16 protein-coding genes and 1 pseudogene are annotated in these 19,973 nt (G+C 66.4%); 1 reads left to right on the forward strand and 16 read right to left on the reverse strand.

All coding sequences use genetic code 11. From position 1 onward, the window contains the following. Positions 1–24: 24 nt before the first annotated feature. From CCONF_RS06005 to CCONF_RS06015, 3 genes are read right to left on the reverse strand one after another with little or no spacing between them, the layout of a single operon-like run. Positions 25–921, reverse strand: a complete 897-nt coding sequence (locus CCONF_RS06005) for a polyprenol monophosphomannose synthase (RefSeq protein WP_290221739.1) — start codon at positions 919–921, stop codon at positions 25–27. 16 nt (positions 922–937) lie between these two features. After that, positions 938–2,443, reverse strand: coding sequence for an apolipoprotein N-acyltransferase (gene lnt / locus CCONF_RS06010; RefSeq protein WP_290226291.1), 1,506 nt, complete (start codon positions 2,441–2,443; stop codon positions 938–940). Positions 2,444–2,490: 47 nt separating this feature from the next. Further along, a complete protein-coding gene (locus CCONF_RS06015; protein ID WP_290221741.1) occupies positions 2,491–3,090 on the reverse strand; it encodes an FxsA family protein in 600 nt (199 codons plus the stop codon). Positions 3,091–3,185: 95 nt separating this feature from the next. On the opposite strand from CCONF_RS06015, the gene CCONF_RS06020 reads away from it, so the two are divergent. Further along, positions 3,186–4,022: a cobalamin biosynthesis protein gene (locus tag CCONF_RS06020; protein ID WP_290221742.1), complete on the forward strand. Its 837-nt coding sequence runs from the start codon at positions 3,186–3,188 to the stop codon at positions 4,020–4,022. On the opposite strand, the gene CCONF_RS06025 is transcribed toward CCONF_RS06020, so the two are convergent. The 13 genes and pseudogenes from CCONF_RS06025 to CCONF_RS06085 form a co-directional block, all read right to left on the reverse strand. Further along, the gene (locus CCONF_RS06025; RefSeq protein ID WP_290221744.1) at positions 4,019–4,828 is read right to left on the reverse strand and encodes an SDR family oxidoreductase; all 810 of its coding nucleotides are present in this window, start codon (positions 4,826–4,828) and stop codon (positions 4,019–4,021) included. The genes CCONF_RS06020 and CCONF_RS06025 overlap by 4 nt on opposite strands. Continuing rightward, positions 4,825–6,119: pseudogene (locus CCONF_RS06030) on the reverse strand (M24 family metallopeptidase). Before CCONF_RS06030 ends, CCONF_RS06025 begins: the two are co-directional and overlap by 4 nt. Positions 6,120–6,428: 309 nt before the next feature. Next, entirely contained in the window at positions 6,429–9,206 is a 2,778-nt protein-coding gene (locus tag CCONF_RS06035; RefSeq protein ID WP_290221746.1) for a DEAD/DEAH box helicase, read from the reverse strand. 21 nt (positions 9,207–9,227) lie between these two features. Beyond that, complete coding sequence (tatC, locus tag CCONF_RS06040) at positions 9,228–10,217, reverse strand: twin-arginine translocase subunit TatC (RefSeq protein ID WP_290221748.1); 990 nt, start codon at positions 10,215–10,217, stop codon at positions 9,228–9,230. A gap of 232 nt (positions 10,218–10,449) precedes the next feature. Continuing rightward, positions 10,450–10,755 (reverse strand): Sec-independent protein translocase subunit TatA, encoded by a 306-nt coding sequence (tatA, locus tag CCONF_RS06045; RefSeq protein ID WP_290221750.1) that lies wholly within the window; start codon positions 10,753–10,755, stop codon positions 10,450–10,452. Between the two features lie 103 nt (positions 10,756–10,858). Further along, a complete protein-coding gene (locus CCONF_RS06050; protein ID WP_290221752.1) occupies positions 10,859–11,815 on the reverse strand; it encodes a helix-turn-helix transcriptional regulator in 957 nt (318 codons plus the stop codon). Continuing rightward, a complete protein-coding gene (locus tag CCONF_RS06055) occupies positions 11,815–12,861 on the reverse strand; it encodes a helix-turn-helix transcriptional regulator (protein ID WP_290221754.1) in 1,047 nt (348 codons plus the stop codon). Before CCONF_RS06055 ends, CCONF_RS06050 begins: the two co-directional genes overlap by 1 nt. 68 nt (positions 12,862–12,929) lie before the next feature. Next, the gene (pafA, locus tag CCONF_RS06060) at positions 12,930–14,312 is read right to left on the reverse strand and encodes a Pup--protein ligase (protein ID WP_290226293.1); all 1,383 of its coding nucleotides are present in this window, start codon (positions 14,310–14,312) and stop codon (positions 12,930–12,932) included. 63 nt (positions 14,313–14,375) lie between these two features. Then, the gene (locus CCONF_RS06065) at positions 14,376–14,573 is read right to left on the reverse strand and encodes a ubiquitin-like protein Pup (protein WP_290221756.1); all 198 of its coding nucleotides are present in this window, start codon (positions 14,571–14,573) and stop codon (positions 14,376–14,378) included. Between the two features lie 75 nt (positions 14,574–14,648). After that, positions 14,649–16,166 (reverse strand): depupylase/deamidase Dop, encoded by a 1,518-nt coding sequence (dop, locus tag CCONF_RS06070; RefSeq protein WP_290221758.1) that lies wholly within the window; start codon positions 16,164–16,166, stop codon positions 14,649–14,651. Further along, positions 16,151–17,695: a proteasome ATPase gene (arc, locus tag CCONF_RS06075; protein ID WP_290221760.1), complete on the reverse strand. Its 1,545-nt coding sequence runs from the start codon at positions 17,693–17,695 to the stop codon at positions 16,151–16,153. The genes dop and arc overlap by 16 nt, the downstream gene beginning before the upstream one ends. 86 nt (positions 17,696–17,781) lie before the next feature. Then, the gene (locus tag CCONF_RS06080) at positions 17,782–18,618 is read right to left on the reverse strand and encodes a tRNA (adenine-N1)-methyltransferase (RefSeq protein ID WP_290221763.1); all 837 of its coding nucleotides are present in this window, start codon (positions 18,616–18,618) and stop codon (positions 17,782–17,784) included. Positions 18,619–18,694: 76 nt separating this feature from the next. Next, positions 18,695–19,969 carry a M18 family aminopeptidase gene (locus tag CCONF_RS06085; RefSeq protein WP_290221765.1) on the reverse strand — a complete coding sequence of 425 codons (1,275 nt, stop codon included), beginning with the start codon at positions 19,967–19,969 and terminating at the stop codon, positions 18,695–18,697. Positions 19,970–19,973 lie beyond the last annotated feature (4 nt).

A 19,973-nucleotide genomic window follows, 5' to 3' on the forward strand; every position in this document is an offset into this window, starting at 1 on the left:
ACCGCGCCCATAGCAGGCCCCGCGCTAGCCGCGCCGCATGGCCTTCCACTGGTGCTTGGCCAGGTTGCCCAGCTCCTCGCCGAAGTTGCCGAGCCAACGCAGCTTGTTTCCCGCCTTGTGCGGCAGGTCGTAGGCGCCGATCTCCTTGAGAGTCTGCTGGGCGATGCGCCCGGTCTCGTGGGCAACGTCGCCGACCTGCTCCGCGCGGTGCTGCACGCCCCACTTGGTGACCTCGAAGAGAGAATCCTTGACGAAAGAGCCGTCGAGCTTGGACTCGCCGTACTCGCGCTCGGTGAAGGTGATCGGCACCTCGCGCACGTCGAAGCCCTTCTTAACGGCGCGGAAGGCGACGTCCACCTGGAAGATATAGCCGGCATTGGACAGCTCGTCGAAGTCGAGTGCCTCCAGCAGCTCGCGGCGGAAGGCGCGGTAGCCGGCGGTCATGTCCGACAAACCGGCGCCCAGGGCCACCGAGATGTAGATGTTGCCCAGGCGGGACAGATACTCGCGGGAGGCCGGCCAGTTGACGGTCTCGCCGCCCGGGATGTAGCGGGAGCCGATCACCAGGTCGGCGCCGTTATCGATGGCTTCCAGCAGTAGGTGCAGCTGCTCCGGGGCGTGGGAGCCGTCCGCGTCCATCTCGCACAGGACCTGGTAGCCGCGCTCTAGGCCCCACTCGAAGCCGGCGAGGTAGGCGCCCAGCAGGCCGCCCTTGCCCTCGCGGTGCAGCACATGGAGGTTCTCATCCTTCGCGGCCAGCTCATCGGCCAAGTCGCCGGTGCCGTCCGGGGAGTTATCGTCCACAACCAAGACGTGGACCTCCGGGGTGGCGGAACGCACGCGGCCGGTGATGAGCGGGAGGTTTTCCAGCTCGTTGAAGGTGGGGATGATGACCAGCGTCGACGCTGAGTTAGCGGTCACGAGTGGGAGGCTCCTTCTATTTCTTGGCCCGCATGGAGCGGGTGTTCTTCTTAGCCCTTGCGGCCGTGGGGCTCGCGGCAGCCGACCGCCGGGATCCGGCAGAGATCAGGGCAGCCAGCGCTAATACTCCACCAATAATAACCATGGCCAGTTCCAGGATCGAACCAAAGCGTACCGCAAGCGTCTCGCCGCTGCGCAGTGGCAGGTCCTCAACCAAGTATTTGGCCTCGAAGATGTTCGTCTCCTGGCTGACCTTCCCGTCCGGGTGCACGATGGCGGACACGCCGGAAGTCGCCGGGACCACCACCGCGCGGTCGGTCTCCAGTGCGCGCATGCGACTCATAGCTAGCTGCTGGTAGGTCATGTCGGAAAACCCAAAGGTGGCGTTGTTGGTGGGGGTGGTCAGAATCTGCGCACCGGACTGCACCGCGGTGCGGAAAGCCTGGTCGAAGATGACCTCGTAGCAGGTGGCCACGCCCACTGCGACGCCGGCCATGCTCACCACGCCGTTGCCGTTGCCGGGTTTGAAGTCGCCGGCCAGCTCCACGTAGTCGGACAGCTTGGCGAAAAAGTCCCGCATGGGCATGGTCTCGCCGAAAGGCTGCAGGTACTTCTTATAGTGCCGGTCGCCGGAGTGCCCGCCGGGCTCGAATACCTGCATGGTGTTGCGGGCACCAACCTCGTCGTAAGTCAAGGTGCCGACCATAATCGGTACGCCGACGGCCTCGACCGCGCCCTCGATCGCAGCACGCGCTTCCTCGTCCGTGAAGGGGTTGACGTCGGAGGAATTCTCCGGCCAGATGACCAGGTCCGGCTCGTGGCCGTCTTCTGCTAGCTGCTTGGTCACCCGCACGTGGTTTTTGAGGACCGCGCGGCGCTGGGCGTTAAAATCCAGGCCCATGCGCGGGACGTTGCCCTGCACGGCTGCGACGGTCACCCGCCCGGTCTCGTGGCCGGCCATGCCGCGGGTCCAGCCGGCAACGAAGCTGGCGGCAACAACCGCCATGATGACGCCCACGGCCGTGAAACGAACGGCGTGGAGCCGCGACCAGACCGCCACCAGGCTCGTGCCAAGCAGACTGGCCGCCACCGTCACCAGCGCGGGCCCGCCCCACTGGACCAGCTGTGCCAGGGGCCCGTTGACCTGTCCCCACGCCAGGCGCACCCAGGCGAAGCCGCCAAAAGGTACCGACGAGCGCACAAACTCGACGGCAAGATAGATAAACGGGAAGGCAAGGTAGCCAAAGCGCCAGCGCGCTACTGCTACCCCACACAGCCCGGTCAGGATGGCGTAGAGACTCAGCGCCGCAGCCAGGGCCAGGTAGGGCGTGTTACCGACCAGCTCCCCGATCCACGGCAGCAACAGCGCGTAGGTAGCAAAACCGTGGACAAAACCCAGCCCCGCGCCCAGTCGCAGCGAGACGCGCTCCCCGCGCCATGGGGACAGGCTGAAATAGAACAGCGCGATGCCCACGTAGGCCATGGGCCACCAATTCAGCGGGGCGTAGCCGGTATAGACCATCGCCCCCGACCCGGCCGCCAGCAGCCACCGGGCAAGCAGTAGCCACACTAGCGCTTGTCCCCCGGGTTCGTGCCGTTTTCGCCGTCTGCATCACCCGAGTCCGGCTCGCCGAAGTCGGACGGGTTAGCGTTTTCGGACCAGCGGCGGATCTCTTCTTCCTCGAGCACGGTCGGCTCATGCGCCGCACCGGCGCCGCCGGCAGAGCCTCCGAAGCTGCCGTAGCTATCGTGCTGCTGCGACATCGGGCTGCGGTCGTAGAGACGCACGCCGAAGTTCTCCACGGAACGCACCAGGCGGAAGGCGATGAAGCCGCGCAGCAGCGCCCGGGTCGGTGGGAACAAGAAGAGCAGGCCGACCAGCGTGGTGAAAAATCCCGGCAGCGTGAGCAGGATGCCGCCGACCATGGTCAGGCCGACGTTGCCGGCGGTCTTGCCCGGGGTATCGTCCTGCATGACGGCCGTTCCGTCTTCTTGGCGCACGACCTTGGAGCTCATGATCCGGCGAGCCTCCCAGCCAGCTATCGACATCCCGAAGAACATAGTGGCGAACAAAGCGACCAGCGCCCAGCCCACGCCGATGAGCGAGACCACGGCCCAAAACGTCAGGGTTTCCAAAACCAAGTAGGCGACAAACAGCAGAAACGGCATAATTCCCTAGCCTACCTGCCTGACTGGACAATGTGGAACAGGCGCGAAGACGGTGATGAGACGGGTACGCGGCAGCGGCAATTAGACTACTGCCTATGGCATTGCTGAATTTCTCTCACTCCGGTTCCGCGCCGGCCGCTGATACCTTCATTCCCGGTGGCCTTACCCGCCCGGACGATTGGTTTGCGCTCGGGAAAACGGCCTACGACTTTGCCGATGGCAAGATCTATCTGGGCGCGTGGAGCCGCGTGGCCCTGCGCGGCATCCAGGACCAGGAGGCCGTGGCAGACGGCCTGAGCCAGCTGTCGTGGCCGGGCAGCGCGCATCAAATTCTAGCCTCTCCCCTGTCTGATGCCGCTCGCGACTTCGCCTGCGGGCTCGCCGACCACCTTGCCGAAGACGGAACCGCTGGTCCGGCCGGTAGCGCCCGCGTGGCCATCGGCGCCGCGGACGAGCCGTTCCAGGTTGTGCCGGCCCGCTTCCGAGTAGCCCTGGCCGGGTCTTCATTTACCGTCTTCCGCGGCGCTGAGGAACTGGCTAGCCACGCTGCCCAGGAGGATGCCTGGGAGCACGTCCGTCAGCTTCTTAAGCAAGAAGCCGCCGACACCGCCGATACGACTGGCGGGGCCGGCACGGCTAATGCCAACACTGACACCGGCTCAGTCGGGCCCATCGGGTGGCTGGCGGATCACCGCGACGACGGACTCGTGGATCTGGGCACTGCCCTGCCCGAGGGTGTTTTGCCGGCCGAATACGCCACGCTGCTGGGCCACCTCGGCGTGCCGATTACCGTCACGCCCTTCGGCGGGCTCGTCCTGCACGGCTTGGCCGAAGGCAACGCCGACGTCGTGCTGCGCGTGCTGGCTCCCCGCGGGTTCATCTTCGACGCCAGCGCGGTCAGCCCAGAGGGCATCGTCAGCCCCATGGCCTAGCGCGGCATGTGCCGCCAGATGGGGCGCGGTACCAGCGCCATCACCCACGCCAGGAAGCGGAGCGTGCCCGGGATCCACAGCGTGCGGCTGGTCAATGCGCCACCAGCTGCTGCTTTGTCCGCTTCCCCGCCGATGGCGTCGACGACGTAGCGTGCCACCACGTCGGGGGTCACGGACAGCGGCGCGGGCTTCATGCCCTCGGTCATGGAGCCGATGACGAAGCCGGGCCGGGCGGTGATCAGCGCCAGGGGCCCGCCGTGCAGGCGATCCGCCAGCCCCTGGCAAAAGGTGTCCAGGCCGGCCTTCGTGGAGCCGTAGACGTAGTTGGCCCGGCGGGCACGCCAACCCGCGATGGAGGAAAAAGCCACGATATGCCCGCGTTCCATCTCGTCGGCGAGCACGGTCAGCATAGAGACCTGCGCGGTGTAGTCCAGCTGCGCGATGTGGGAGGCGTGGGCCTCGTCGGCCTCGGCGCGCTCCTGATCGCCCAACACCCCAAAGGCCACCACCGCCGTGGTGATCTCGCCGGCGACTTCGCGGGCGCGGCGCACCACCGCGCGGTGGCTGTCCATATCGAGCGCGTCGAAGTCGAGGAAGTCGACCTCCCGAGCACCGGCAGCCCGCAGACGGGCGCGTTGCTTATCGATGCCTTCGTCCCCACGGGCGGCAAGCACCACCCGGCGCCCGGGGGCGAGCAGCGCGGCGATCTCCGTGCCGATATCCGAGCGCCCGCCTAGTACCAGGACCGCGCCCGGGACCTGCGGGGCTGGTTTCGCGTGGCCGGCGGTGTAGTCCTGCGCGCTCATCGCAGGCCGCGCTCGCCCTCGTTCAGGCTCTCGGCCACACCGTCGCCGTTAATGGTGACGATGTCTTCCAGGCGCATGCCCCACTCGCCCTCCTTGTAGATGCCGGGCTCGATGGAGAAGGTCATGGACTCAGCCAGCTCCAGGTCGTTGCCGGCGGCGATGAAGGGTTCCTCGTGGGTGGATAGGCCGATGCCGTGCCCGGTGCGGTGGGTGAAAACTCACCCCAGCCGGCGTCCGTGATGACCTGGCGGCACGCGTCATCGACGCTGCCTGCGGTGGCCCCGCGGCGGGCCTGTTCCATGCCGGCGGCGTGGGCTTGACACAGCACCTCGTAGGCAGCCTGGAAGTCCTCCGGCGCGCGGGAGGCGTCACCACCGACCACGTAGGTGCGGGTGCAATCCGAGTGGTAGCCGGCCCCGAAGGTGCCTCCGATATCCACGACGACCGGCTCGCCCTCGTTAAGCACGCGCTCGGAAAAGCTGTGGTGCGGGTTCGCGCCGTTCGGGCCGGAGCCGACGATGACGAAGTCCACGGCGTCGTGCTCTTGCAGAATGAGCTCGGTGAGCTGATCGGCCACCTGCTGTTCGGTCACGCCGGGCTGGAGCAGGGAGGGCACACGGGCGTGGACGGCATCGATAGCCAACGCGGCCGCGCGCAGCTGCGCGATCTCCTCGGCGTCCTTGCGGGAGAACAGCGCGCCGATAACCTGGTCGGCCGCGACCCACTGCGCGGACGGGAACTGGGCCTGCAGGCCCAACAGGTGCGCGGCGTCCATCACCCCGGAGACCGCCAGGCGCGCGCCGTCTTCGGCTACCGCCGCGTGGGCTTGACGCAGCTTATCCGCGGCCAGCGCGTGCGCGTTGGTGTCGTCCTGCCAGCCGTGGAAATCCAGGTTGAGCTCCGCGACTGGGGCGGCAGCCAGCTCTGCGCCATCGGTAGCCGGCGCCAGCAGGAAGGCCTCCCCCGCGGCCGGGATCATCAGGGCGCTAAAACGCTCGTGAGAGCTCATCCAGGAGCCGGTGAAATAGGCGAACTCAGCGCCCGGGCTAATCACCAGCGCGGCCACGTCGTTGGTACGCGCCTGCTGCTGCGCCGCAGCGATCCGGCTTCGATAGACTTCGGAAGGGAAAGCAGAAGAATTTTCACCCATAGGACAACAGTGTAACCGCCCATGGATGACTCCTTCGACCAGTGGGAAGAAATTGCCAGCTCCACCACCGTGCGCCTTAACGAGCGCAACCGCGTCTGCTCCGGCGTTCTCATCGCCGAGCCGTACAGCGGAACCGGCCATGCTGCCGACAGTCCAAGAAGAACCCGCCTGGTGCTTACCTGCGCGCACTTCTTCCGCACTGCCCCGCGGCCCTGGTACGCAACGCTCCCCCGGCGGTCAAAGGTGACTCCGGCGGGCCGGTCATCGCGGGCGGCAAGATCGTCGCCACGCAGTCACTTATCGCGGATCCCTTCGGGACCAACCTCGGAGTCGCGACCGTCAGCGTCACCGCTCCGCACCTGCCGGCAATCCGCGCCGCTGCTGAGGCCCTGTGCGCCGAACCACGGGCTGTATAGGTTCCACGGGCTATAGCGCGACGCCGGTGAGGCTTTAGGCGCCGATGGCCACCACGCCGCGCTGAATAGCGTCCATGGCCCGGCGGGCGTTGGCGCGGATGCCTTCTTCGTAGCCGGTCTTGGCGACTTGCTGGAGCAGATCCACCACCTGGCGACACCAGCGCACGAAGTCGCCGGGGGTCAACTCCGCGCCGCACTCGGCCGCCGCGGCCAGACAATAGCCCAGCGGGGCACCCGCAGCCCACTGGTGCATGGCCAAGGCGAAGCCGGGCTCCGGCTCCCGGGTGACCGGCAGGCGGTGGCGCTGCTCGTCGGCGACCAGCTCGGTGTAGATGCGCCAGGTGGCGTTCATCGCGTCGGCCATCGCGTCGGTGGCGGCCTCCGGCTCCCCGCGGGTGGCCTTGCGGTTCTCGAACGTGCACACAGAGACCACGCCGGCCAGCTCCGCCGGGTCCAGGTCGTTCCAGATCCCGCGCTTGAGACACTGCGCGACCAAAAGATCCGACTCGTTGTGGATCTTGGCCAGGCGCTCGCCCTCCTCGGTGATCTCCGGGTGCCGGTCCGTGCCCGCGCCGACGAACTCGACGTAGTCCATCTCAGACAGCAGGTCAACGATGCGCTCGAAGGTGCGGCCCAGGGTGTCGGTAGCCTGGGTGATCTTGGAGCGCAGCTTGTCTGCGTCCTTCTCGCGCCGGGCCAGCTTGTGGGCCATGCTGGCCAGCTGTTCCCGGTCCGTGGCGGGCCAGGCGTGGACCGGGTGCTGGCGGATGGCATCGCGCAGCTCGCCGACCTTCTTGTTGGGCCGGTGCCGCGGGGTCAGACGCATCTTCTTCGGCCGCGGGTACTTGTTGCGCTGGAAGAGCTTCTGGACGTAGCCCGCGGACTTGCGCGGCGCCTTGGTCACGCGCCTAGGCAGCTTCATATGGCCGACCACGATGGGCGGGTTGGCAATACCGGAGGCGTCGATACGGCCCGACCAACCGCCTTCCGTGGTCACCCACGGGCGCGGATCCTTGGTCTGGTTGGCTGGCGTGTTGACCACCGCCAGCAACGGCTGCTTCTTGGTAGCCAGGGCGATGACGTCGCCGACCTGCAGCTTGGCCAGGACCGTGGTGACCTCCTTGGAGCGTTCCTGCTTGCCGTTGACCTGGGAGGAGCGTTCCTCAGCGGTCAGCTCCTGGCGCAGCTGGATATAGTCCAGCAGCTCCTGGCGGGCGGTAGCGGCATCGCAAGCCGGCGGGGCCAGCGCGCTGATGAGTTCGTCGAGCTGCTCGCGCAGCTGGCGGGCGCGGTGCTCGGCCTTTTCAACCTCGCGGGTCTCCTCCACCACGGATCCGTCGGCCTGGAACTGCGCAAAAGACTTTTCCATCAGGCGCAGCGAATCCTCGAAGCCGAGCATGCCTAGCAGGTTGATGGCCATGTTGTAGCCGGGCTGGAAGGTGGAGACCAGCGGGTAGGTGCGCGTGGAGGCCAGACCCGCCACGTAGTGCGGATCCATCGCCGGGGCCCACTGGACCACCGCGTTGCCCAGCGTGTCGATGCCGCGGCGGCCGGCGCGGCCGGTCAGCTGCGTGTACTGGCCCGGGGTGAGATCCACGTGGGCCTCGCCATTGAACTTGATGAGCTTTTCCAGCACCACCGTGCGCGCCGGCATGTTGATGCCCAGCGCCAGGGTCTCAGTGGCGAAGACCGCGCGTACCAGCCCGCGGACGAAGAGGTCTTCGACGATGTGGCGGAAGGCCGGCAGCATCCCGGCGTGGTGGGCGGCAAAACCGCGGCTGAGCGCGGTGCGCCAAGACTTAAAGTTCAGCACCTCGAGATCTTCTTCTGGGATTCCCTCGACACCGGCGTTGACCGTCTCAACAATCTCGGCTGCTTCCTCCGGGGTGGTCAGGCTCATGCGGGAGCGCAGGCACTGGTAGAGCGCGCCGTCGCAGCCGGCCCGGGAGAAAATGAAGGTAATCGCCGGCAACATGTCCTTGCCCTGCAGGGCCTTGAGAACCTCCGGTCGGCCCAGCGGGCGGTAGCGATCCTGCGGGCGTCGTGCGCCGCTGCGGCCGCCGCCCGAGCGCGCCCGAAAGCCCTTGCCCGACTGGTAGTCGGCCCGCCCCTCGTCCGTATCGCCTGCCTCCAAGCGGCGCATGCGGCGGAGAAGCTCGTGGTTGACCTCCCCGTCGGTGCCGGGTTCGAAAAGCGAATAGACCTGCCGGCCAATCATCATCCACTGGTCCAGCGGCACCGGGCGGTGCTCGGAGACGATGACTTCGGTCTCGCCGCGCACCGCGCGCAGCCACCGTCCGAACTCCTCCGAGTTCGACACCGTGGCGGACAAACCGATGATTGAGACGTACTCGTCGAGGTTTAGAATCACCTCTTCCCAGACCGCGCCGCGGGAGGCATCCGCCAGGAAATGGATCTCGTCCATGACCACGTGACTTAATCGATCTAGCGCAGGCGACTTCGCGTAGATCATGTTGCGCAGCACCTCGGTGGTCATCACGACGATCTCCGCGTCGCCGTTGATGGAAACGTCACCGGTGAGCAGGCCGACGGCGTCCTCGCCGTGTTGGTCGACCAGGTCGTGGTACTTCTGGTTGCTCAGCGCCTTAATCGGGGTGGTGTAAAAGCATTTGGTGCCCCGGGACAGCGCCAAGGAGACCGCGAATTCGCCGACAACTGTCTTGCCCGCGCCGGTTGGCGCGCACACCAGCACCCCGCTTCCGCGCTCTACCGCCTGGCAGCCGAGTAGCTGGAACTCATCGAGCGAATAGGACAGATTGTGCGAGAAGTATTCCAGATGCGACTGCGTCATAGCCGCCCAGCTTACCCGGCCCTAGAGTACGTCGTCGAAGAAGCCGCTCTCCGGTTGCTGCGGGCGGGCCGGACGGCTGCTGCCCTGCGGCTGGAAATGAGCGCTCACCGGACGCGCGGACGCCGGGGCGCTGGGGTGGCTGCTCGGCGGGTTAACCGGGGTGGGCGCGGGTACCGGTTCGGTCGGCCCCACCGCGCCCGGGCCGGTGCCCAGCGGCGAGGCCTGCTCGTCGTCCAGGTCCATCCAGACCGGGCGCTGGCGGTTGCGACGCTTGTCGTTGATGCGGCAGAACTGGAAGGCCGACTCGATGAGAATCCACAGGGCCGCCGCCAAAGCAATGAGCGAGTAAGGGTCGGCCGGGGTGATGAAGGCGGAGATGATCATCACGATGATGAACAGGATGCGGCGCTTGCCCTTGACGTGCTCGTACTCGAGCACCCCCACCAGGTTCAGCGCGATGATGAGCAGCGGGACTTCAAAGGCGATTCCGAAGAGGATGAGCATGGTCAGCATCAGGCCGAAATACTCCTTACCGGTCAGCGCGGCGGTCTGGTACTCCGCGCCGATGGACATCAGGAATTCCAGGCCCTCGGAGAGGACGAAGTAGGCCAGCGCGGCGCCGGTGACGAAGAGCACGCCAGCGACGCTGACGAACATGAAGGTGTAACGCTTTTCCTTCTTGTGCAGGCCCGGCACGATAAACGCCCACACTTGGTAGAGCCAGACGGGCGAAGAGATGACCGCGCCGGCCAGGGCGCCTACCTTGATGCGCAGCATCAGCATCTCGAACGGGGTCGTGGCCAGCAGGCGGCACGTGCCGTCGTTAGTAAAGTCGGCGCGCTTGTCCGCTGGCAGAGAGCAATAAGGCTCGCGGAGGATCTCGCCCAGGGTAGGCCAACCAAACGGGGCGTTTTGGTACCAGAGGAAACCAATGACCGTGCCGATGACCAGGGCGATGAGCGAGTAGACGATCCGCCGGCGCAACTCCTGGAGGTGCTCGATGAGCGTCATCTCCCCCGTCGGGTTCTTACGTGCCCGGCGGGCTTCCTGCGCCTTCTTCAGGCGTGCCCACGCGCCCCCGTGCTGCCGTTGACGGCGAGCCGGCGCACCGGCGCGAGCACTGGGTTGCGGTAGGGACCGCGAACCTTCAGAACCCTTCGGGCTAGGTGACATCGCTTCTAGAACACTTCCTGGTTAGCACGACACAAGACGAACAGCTCCCGCGAACGGGCGGGTAGGGATTTTACTGATTGTCAGGACGCGGTGCCTGCTGGTTGTTCTGGTCGTAGCGCGGCTGCATCTGCGGGCTGTTCCAGAAGTCCTCGTCCGACTGCTGCTGGCTAGCCGGGGTCTGGCTGATCTGCCCCTGCTGCTGGCGCTGCTGCTCGTCCTGGTAGCGCTGGTCGTCATTGCCCATCTCGTGGACCTCCGACTTGAAAATGCGCATCGAACGACCCATCGAGCGGGCCAGGTCCGGCAACTTCTTCGCGCCGAAAAGCAGCACGATCAGCAGAATGATAATGGCAATTTGGGCGGGTCCGACCGTCATAGTATTTCTCTCCTTCTCCTCCACAGGCGCCGCGGAGCGGCTGTTTTGCCCCTAAGAGCCTAACGCATTCGCTGGTGGCTTGCTAAAGGCTGCCAGCGGATAATTAGTCAGTATATCTCCGCAGGCCCGCCTCGCTGGCATGCGCAATAGCATTCTTAACCGAATCTGGGCCAATTACCCGGAACCTGTCAGCATGCCCGACGGCAAAGCGCGCGAACCACTCCGCCGATCCGATAGGCATAGAGGCTGCTACGAAGCCGTTTCCGAGGTCCTCCCCCAGCCGGATCTCGTAGTCATCGGCCAGCCAGGTGGCTTCCTTCTTGAGCTCAATATGGGCTCTGTCACTGTCCGCCAAACCGAAGGGATCGCGCGGGTCGAAGTCGAGCTGACGCAGATGGGGCTGGGCCTCGTCGTCCAGGACCGTGGCCTGGCGGATCCGGTCCATGCGGAAGCGCCGGTGCTCGTCCTTGTCTTCCTCCCAGGCCGCCAGGTAGACCTGCGAGTCGAAGATGAAGATACGGGCCGGGTGGACGGTACGGGTGCGTTCCTCGTTTGAGCTGGCTGACCAGTAGCGCAACCGCAGTTGCCGCTTAGTCTCAATGGCGCGGGCGGCCGCCACCTGGGCGGCTGACTCGGCCTCCTCCGGCTGGGCGATGGAGTCGTAGATGGCCCTGGTCTTATCGTCCATGATCCCGCGGACCTTTTCCGCAGCGCTTTGGACTGCCGCCGTGTCGATGAGCCCCGGCATGGACTCCAGCGACTCCAGGGTCAGCAGCAGCGCGCCGGCCTCCGTGGGCGTCAGCCGCAGCGCCTGGTTGAGCCCTTGGTCGTCCACGATGGTCACGCCCTCGCGGTAACCGAAGCTGATGTCGATCAGATCCTCGGTGCGCTGCCCCACCCCGGAGCAAAACAGGCGGTTGAGCGCGCTGTTGAGCTCAGCCACCTCCATCCCGAGGTCCTGGGCGGCTTCCATGAGGGTGGCCTTCGGGTGGCTGCGGAAATACGGGATCAAGTTCAAGGACTGGACTAGGGCGTGCAGTTTCTGGGGTGCGTCGGCCATTAGTTGCGGGCCTCCTTGTCTTGGTCCTGCTTGTCCTGGGAAGCGGTGGCGGCAGCCGCGCGCAGCAGCGCGGCGATGTCGTCGCGCACGCTGGTCGGCTCGAGAACCTCCACGTCCGCGGCGTATCCGGCGGCCGTGCGCACGAGGAAGTCGCGGGAGATGTTTTCTACCACCACGGTGCCGTCGACCCCTGGCGTCCCGAGGGCGGCCAGCTCGCCGGCGCGGCCGGCGGGGATGCGCAGCACGGCGCGGCCGACGACGTCCCGGTTGAGGGAGGCTTCCACGACCTCCTGCAGGGACTGCGTAGGGTGGGCATGCTCTGGGGCCTGGCGGGTCGCCCGGATCTCGGCGACCCGCAGCAGCCGGAAGGCACGCGGCGCGCCGCGGTCGTTATCCCAGCCCACCAGGTAAACGCGGTTGTGCAGGGTCACCAGCCCCCACGGGTCCATGGAGCGGGACTGGGCACTTTGCTGCGGGCCCGGCACGTAGGTGAAGTTAATCCGCAGCCCCTCGCGCACGGTGGTCAGAATGTCGCGGACAATGTACGGCTCCAGGCGGGTCAGGTCATTGTCCGCGGTGTAGACGGGAGCGCCGCTTAGGTCGCGGGAGGCCCCGGAGGCCGCGATCTTCGTCCACGCGGACGAGGAGAACGAGCTCAGCCCGCCCGGCTGCCCCATCCCGGCGGCAACGCCTAAGACCATGGCCTCTTCCGGGGTGAACTCGACCTCAGCTAGCTGGTAATCAGCCTGCTGCATGCGGTAGACCGACAGGCTGCGGTCCTGGCCTGGCCCTGCGCTGGCTTTGGACGCTGACTGCGTGACCGGAACGCCGGCGCGCTGCAGGCTGCGGATGTCCCGGCTGAGCTGTTTCTGGAAGGCCTCGTCGCCCAAGTCTTGGTAGCCCGCGACGTGGGAACGGATCCAGGCGGCGGAGCGGTCCGGGCTACCGCCGTTCGAGGCCGCGCCGTGGAGGGCGAAGCAGAGATTGGTCAAACGCTCGACAGCCTTGTCGCGGCGCGAGCCCTGCGAGACGGTATCATCAGCCAAGTTCTCTCCGCTCTCCTTCCCCGTGGCACGAGCTCGCCGGCCGGTTTCGCCGGCTGGACAGCACCTGCCTAGTGTCCTTGATTTTCCTGCATGTAGTCTAGCAGCGGTTGCAGGCGGGCATCGTCCGCAACGAAGGGATCCAGGAACTGCTCTACGCGGGGCTCGGGGCGGTTGACCTTGAGCTTGGTCCAGTCCACCGTCACGTTCGCTCCGGTCTGACGCGCGGCGGCCAGGAACTTCCCGCGCAGCGTGGCCCGGGTCGTGGCCGGGGCCTGCTCTCGGGCGGCCGCGATGGCCTCGTCCGTGGTCCACCGCCGGACCAGCCCGCGGCGGCTCAGCACGCTGTAGAGACCCCGGCCGCCCCGGATATCGTGGTAGGTCAGATCGACCTGCGCCAGCTTGGGGTGCGACCAATCGCAGTCCAGTTTCGCCCGGAAGCTTTCCAGGAGCTTCTTCTTGATCACCCAGTCGATTTCCTGATCGACTTGGCTGAAGTCCTGCGTCTCCACGGCCGTGACGGTCCGCCTCCACAGGTCAACAACCCGGCGCATCTCGCTATTAGAGGTTCCCTCGTCGGGGCGCTCATTGAGCCACCGCGCCGCGGCGCCGACTAGGCGGCGCTGGACCGCGATGGCCGGGACGGTGCTGCCGTCCGCCAGGCTCAGTGGGGTCTGCCCGGTCGGGTCTGCGGCGATGGCACGCATCTGGGCAATGGGCTCGGTGATAGCGAAGCTGGGCACGTCAAAGCCGGCCTCGAGCATCTCTAGCATCAACAGGGCCGAGCCCACCTTCAGCGCGAAGGTCGGCTCCGCCATATTCGAGTCACCCACGATGACGTGCATGCGGCGGAAGCGGGACGAGTCCCCGTGCGGCTCGTCGCGGGTATTGATGATGGGCCGGGAGCGCGTGGTCGCCGAGGAAACGCCCTCCCAGACCTGGTCGGCGCGCTGCGAGAGCACGAACTGCGCGGGAGCGGATCCCGTCGCCGGCTTGATGCGCCCGGCGCCGCAGATGAGCTGCCGAGTAATGAAAAACGGCAGCAGCGCCGTGCCCAGCTCCTTGAGCACGAGGTGGCGCGAGATCAAGTAGTTCTCGTGGCAACCGTAGGAATTGCCGGCCGAGTCCACGTTGTTCTTGAACAGGTAGACCGCATTGGCCTCCCCGCTAGCACGCAGTTCGTCCTCTGTGGCGCGCGCGAGCTCGTCGACGATGGCATCGCCGGCGCGCTCGTGATTGAGCAGCTGGGTCAGGCTGTCGCACTCGGCCGTGGCCACCTCGGGGTGCGAGCCGACGTCCAGGTAGAGGCGCGAGGAATTGGCGGTGAAAATATTCGAGGACGAATACTTCTCCACCACGGGGCGGAAGAGCTTGCGCGCTAGCTCATCCGGGTCCAGCCCGCGGCGGTCCGCCGGGGACGAGGAGAACAGCCCGTATTCGGTCTCGATGCCCATGATCCGGCGCGCGAAAGGCCCGGGGGCTTGCTGCGGGCCGTTAAATGACAGTGGGCTCACCGTCTACTGACCGCCCTTCTGCACGTAGTGGCGGACGAATTCCTCGGCGTTGTTTTCCAACAGGCCGTCGATCTCATCGAGCAGGTCGTCGGTTCCGCTGGTCGAAATCTGCGCCTGGCCGGAACCCAAGGCGCCGTCTTCGGCGGCACCGCCCTGGTCGTCGCCGCCACCGGAGTGAATCTGTTGGTTCTGCTGTGACATGGTGTTGTCTTCTCCCTTCCCAGGCTCAGTGCCTGTTAGGTACGTCTGGCTAAACCTTGGTTCGTGCTACTAGTTCTAACGGTACTCCGGGCTAATCCCGTCGGCCTTGAGCCGGGAGATGAGCTGGTCCAGGTCCAGCTCGCCGTGGAGTATCGCCTCGCGGGTCTCCGGCGCGGCCGTTAAGAGCTCATCCAGCTCGAAAAGCGCGGTCAGATCTCCGCGTCGAAGCGCCACGTACTGCCAGTTCGCCGAAACCAGATCCGCGGCGTAGTGCTGCATGAAGGCACCACGCAGGCCGGCCCGGGAGCCCGGCGGGGCAACGTCGGCGGCGCGCTCGATCTCTTCCTCGCTGACCAGCGTACGCATCTGCCCGCGGCGCACCAGCGCGTGGTAGAGGGACTTGCCTGGGTCGATATCGGTGTACTGCAGGTCGATAAGCGCCAGCTTGGGGTCGTCCGCCGCCACGCCGCGGTCCAGGTAGCCCTTGATGAGGCGGTACTTGGCCACCCAGTCCAGCAGGTGAGCGGCCTGCAGCGGATCGGTACTCAAGAGCTCGACGACCTCGTCGAAGCGGCGCAGGACCTCGCGCTCGGCGTCGGTGTCCGCGCTAACCCGCGATCGGTAAACGGCCAGGATTTCCAACGCGGTCATCTGCCCGCCACCGCACAACGGCAACTTCTCCTTGAGCTCCAAGTCCCGGCTGACGGTGCGCACGGCTTCGACCGGATCGGCCAGCCGCACGTCGCTGAAGTCCACGCCGGCCTCGATAGCGTCCATGACCAGCGAGGTCATCCCCAGCTTCAGCAGGTTGGAGGTCTGCGACATGTTGGCGTCGCCGATGATGACGTGCAGGCGCCCGAACTGGTGGGCGTCGGCGTGCGGCTCGTCGCGGGTGTTGATGATGCCGCGGTTGAGAGTGGTCTCCAAGGAGATTTCCTGCTCGATATAGTCCGCGCGCTGCGAAATTTGGAAGCCGGGCTCCTCGCCCTCCGTGCCAAGGCCCACACGCCCGGCACCGGTAACCACCTGCCGGGTCACGAAGAACGGGATGAGCCCCTGGACGAGGTCGTCGAAGTCCGTGGTGCGGGACCACCGGTAGTTCTCGTGGGAGCCGTAGGAGGCCCCCTTGCCGTCCACGTTGTTCTTGTAGAATTTCAGCGGCGGGCAGGGCTCGTGATCGCTTAGGACCGAGGTGTCCTGCGCCGTCAACTGGGCCACGGCCGCGGCCGCCTTGCGCAGCACGACGTCGCCGGCGGCGTCGTAGAGCATGCCCTCCCAGGCGTTCCGGCACTCCGGCGAGGAGTACTCCGGGTGGGCGTGGTCGACATAGAAGCGCGCGCCGGAGGCGGTGACCACGTTGGCCACGCCGATGGCGTGCGGGTCCACCACTGGGACGGTCTGGTAGCGCTTGAGATCAAAGCCGCGGCTGTCTCGCAGCGGGTGCTCCTCGGCGAAGTCCCAGCGCGTGCGGGCGTCGGTGTATAGGGCAGCGTAGGCGACCACCGCGTGGGTCGAAGAGACGATCGGCGAGAAATCCGGCCGATCCGGCGTCACGATGGCGTATTCGGTCTCGGTTCCTAGAAGGCGTGCCACGTGGGGCTCCTAAATCCAATCAATTCAACGCGGGTTATGGGCTGCCCGGTGGCGTTGCCGCCGACGATCTTGGCCCACTCCTCCGGGTTGGTCGAGGTCGGCACGTGCTCGCTCTCGGACTGTTCGGCAGCAATCGCCTGCGACAGGTGACGCATCTCGATGGCCGCTTCCTTGCCCGTGGCCAGCGATTCCTTGATGGCCAGCTTCTTAGCGCGGGCGAGGATATTGGCAATCATCGCGCCGGAGACGAAGTCGCGGTAATGCAGAGTGGTCACCGAGTCGTCGGCGTGGTGCAGGTTCACGAACGGGCGCGGGGCGTAAAGCTCGGCGATGCTCGACGAGATCAGCGCCTCCCGGTCGCCCGCGTGCGGGATGGACGCCGGGAAGTGGCGTTGCATGATTTCGCGCGCGCCCTGCTTGTTGGGCCGGCTCACGCGAATCTTGATGTCGAGGCGGCCCGGGCGCATGATCGCCGGGTCGATGAGCTCCTCGCGGTTGGTCGCGCCGATGACGATGACGTTGCGCAGGTCCTCCACGCCGTCAAGCTCGGCCAGCAGCTGCGGGACGACCGTGGTCTCCATATCGGAAGACACGCCCGATCCGCGGGTGCGGAAGATGGACTCCATCTCGTCGAAGAAGATGATGACCGGGCGGTTGGTGGACTTGCCGGCCAGCTCGCGGGCGCGCTCGAAGATCAGACGGATCTTGCGCTCGGTCTCGCCCACGAACTTGTTGAGCAGCTCCGGGCCCTTGACGTTGAGAAAGTAGCTGGGCTCGCCCTCCCCCATCTTCTGGGCCAGCGAATGGGCCACCGCCTTGGCGATCAGCGTCTTGCCGCAGCCCGGCGGGCCGTAGAGCAGCACGCCCTTGGGCGGGTGCAGCTCGAAGGAGCGGTAGAGCTCCGGGTGTAGGAAGGGCAGCTCCACCGAGTCGCGGATCTGGGTGATCTGCGCGTCCAGGCCGCCGATGTCGGAAAACTCGACCTCGGGGACCTCCTCCAGGGAGAGCTGGGAGACCTCCGTCTTGGCGATGATCTCCAGGCCAATGCCGGCCTTCGGATCCGCCAGCACGGTGTCGCCGGCGCGCAGGTTTTCGCGCAGCGATTCCGCCAGGGTGATGACTTCCTCGTCGGCCGGGCCGTTGGTCACTAGGGCGCGGTCGGGCCCCAGGCGCTCCAACACGGTGGCCAGGTGCCCGGTGCGCTGGGCCGCCACGCCTTCTACCACGACGATGCCGTCGCCGATACGCACCTGCTGACCAACCCGCAGCGAGCCATGCTCCACTTCGGGGGAGATCTTCAGACGCATGGGCCGGCCGTTGGTAAAGACCTCGGCCTCCTCGCGGCCGCCGGAAGGAGTCTGGCTATAGCCCAGGAAGGTGCCGTAGGTCGAGGCCGGCTCGGCCAAGGCGTTGACATCGGCGGCGAGCTGACCGAGCTTGTCGCGCGAATCCTTCAGCAGCTCCGCGAGCTTCGCGTTGCGGTCGGCCAACTGTGAAATCTGGCGACGCAACTCTCTCGTGTCATCCATGTCACCACCCTAACCTTTTTAGCGACGAGCGGACTATCCGCCCCACCATTGTGCGGGGTTGCCTATCCCCCTCACGGCTATCGTTCCTAACGGCGGGCGCGGCGCTGCGGGCGCGGCGGCGTCACCCCGTCGGCCAGGCGACGGGTCCAGATGAGGAAGGCCGTGTGCGCGTTCATGCGGTGCTCTGGGCGGGTGGCCAAGCCCTCGACCTTCCACTCGCGCACCAGGGACTCCCAGGCCCGCGGCTCGGTAAAGCACTGGAGCTCGCGAATGCCCTCCATCACCTTCATCAGCTGCGGAACGGTAGCCACATACGTCATGAAGACCCCGCCCGGGATCAACAAGTCGCGGACCTTTTCCAAGTGCTCCCAGGGCTCCAGCATGTCCAGGATGATCCGGTCCACCGGGCCGCCCAGGTCTTCAACCTGCACGTCGGCCAGGTCCCCCAGGCGCGGGGTCCACCACTCAGGCGTCTCGCCGAAGTATTCCTTGACGTTGTCCACAGCGTATTCCAGGTGGTCGTCGCGCACCTCGTAGGAAAAGACCCGGCCCTCCGGGCCTACCGCGCGCAACAGGGTCATCGACAACGCTCCCGAGCCGGCGCCGGCCTCGAGCACGCGCGCGCCCATGAAAATATCGCCCTCGACCAGGATCTGGGCCGAGTCCTTAGGGTAGATAACGGCCGCGCCGCGGGGCATCGACAGCACGTGGTCCACCATCAGGTGGCGGAAGAGCAGGAAGTCCGAGCCCAGGCTGGAGGTGACCACCGAGCCTTCGTCGAGGCCGGCGATCTGGCTGTGCTCGATGATGCCCTTATGCGAGTGGAACTGGCCGCCCTCGGCTAGGACGATGGTGTAGTGCCGGCGCTTGGCATCGGTGAGCTGGACGCGATCGCCGTACTGGAAGGGGCCGGAATAGGCCATGTGGTTATGCTCCTTGCATGTCGTGGGGCCAGGTGAACTGGCTAGGCACCCCGATGGGACAGTCAACCTGGCTAGTTTAGCCGACCAGGTATTCCAGCAGGGCGCCGGACAGGGCCGCTTGGTCAGAAACGCCGACCATCTCGCGCGCCGAGTGCATAGACAGCATGGGCACGCCGATGTCCACGGTCTCGATTCCTAAGCGAGTGGCCGTAATCGGCCCGATGGTGCTGCCGCAGGGCACGTCGTTGTTGGCAACGAAGCGCTGGAAGGGCACGCCCGCGCGCCGGCAGGCGTTTTCCCAGCGGGTGATGGATTCGGAGTCGGAGGCGTAGCGCTGCTTGCCGTTGATCTTGGTCACCGGGCCGTGGCCGATGAGCGGCTGGTGGTGCGGATCGTGCTTTTGCGCGTAGTTGGGGTGCACCGAGTGCGCCGCATCCGCCGACACGCAGTGTGACTGGGCGAAGACGCGGAAGAGATCGTCGCCGGTGACACCTAGGCCGACGGCAGTGCGCTGCAGGATATCGGACAGGATGGGGCCGGCCGCGCCGTAGCGCGAGTTGGAGCCGACCTCCTCATGGTCGAAGGCGGCCATCACCAACACGTCTGGGCCGTCGTAGTCCTGGGCCGCAGACTTGAAGGCCTCCAGGCTGGCGTGCACGGAGCTCAAGTTATCCATCCGGCTTGCGGCGATGAACTCCTCGGCTGGGCCGAACAGTCCGGCCGGCTGCGCGGCGGCGGTAATCAGGTTGAACGCGGCGATGTCGGCGGCCTGCACGCCCAGCTGCTCAGCGACGTACTCGCCCAGCGAGGCGTATTTGCCCTGGCCGCTAAGCTGCCAGACCGGCTGCAGGTGCAGCTGGCGGTCCGGGGTGAACTCGTCCTTGCGCACCATATGGATGGCCAGGTTCGGGATTCGCAGGATGGGGCCGGTGTTGACCAAGTGGGTGCTCTGATCCCGCAGGGTCACCTGGCCGGCCAGGGTCAGCTCCCGGTCGAACCAGGAGTGCAGGATCGGCCCGCCGTAGACTTCCACCCCGATCTGATCCCAGCCGGCATGCTGGAAATCCGGCTCGGGCTTGACGGTAAACCCGGGCGAGTCCGTGTGGGAGCCCACGATCCGAAAGCCCCGCAGCTTCTCGCCGGCGGCCTCGGCCAGCCGGGGCGGGACGATATAGGCCATCACGGCGCCCCCGCGGACCACCACGTGGCCGCCGGGGCTCACGTCCCAGGCGTCCTCCTCGCGCTGGCGTTGGAAACCGGCTGCCACCAGCTCGCGCTCCACGTTGGCCGCGGCGTGGTAGGAACTCGGGGAAGCGTCAATGAAGTCGAGGAAATCCGGCGTGCTAGTCATACCC

The sequence above is a fragment of the Corynebacterium confusum genome (genome assembly GCF_030408715.1).
In the GTDB taxonomy this organism is placed as follows: domain Bacteria; phylum Actinomycetota; class Actinomycetes; order Mycobacteriales; family Mycobacteriaceae; genus Corynebacterium; species Corynebacterium confusum.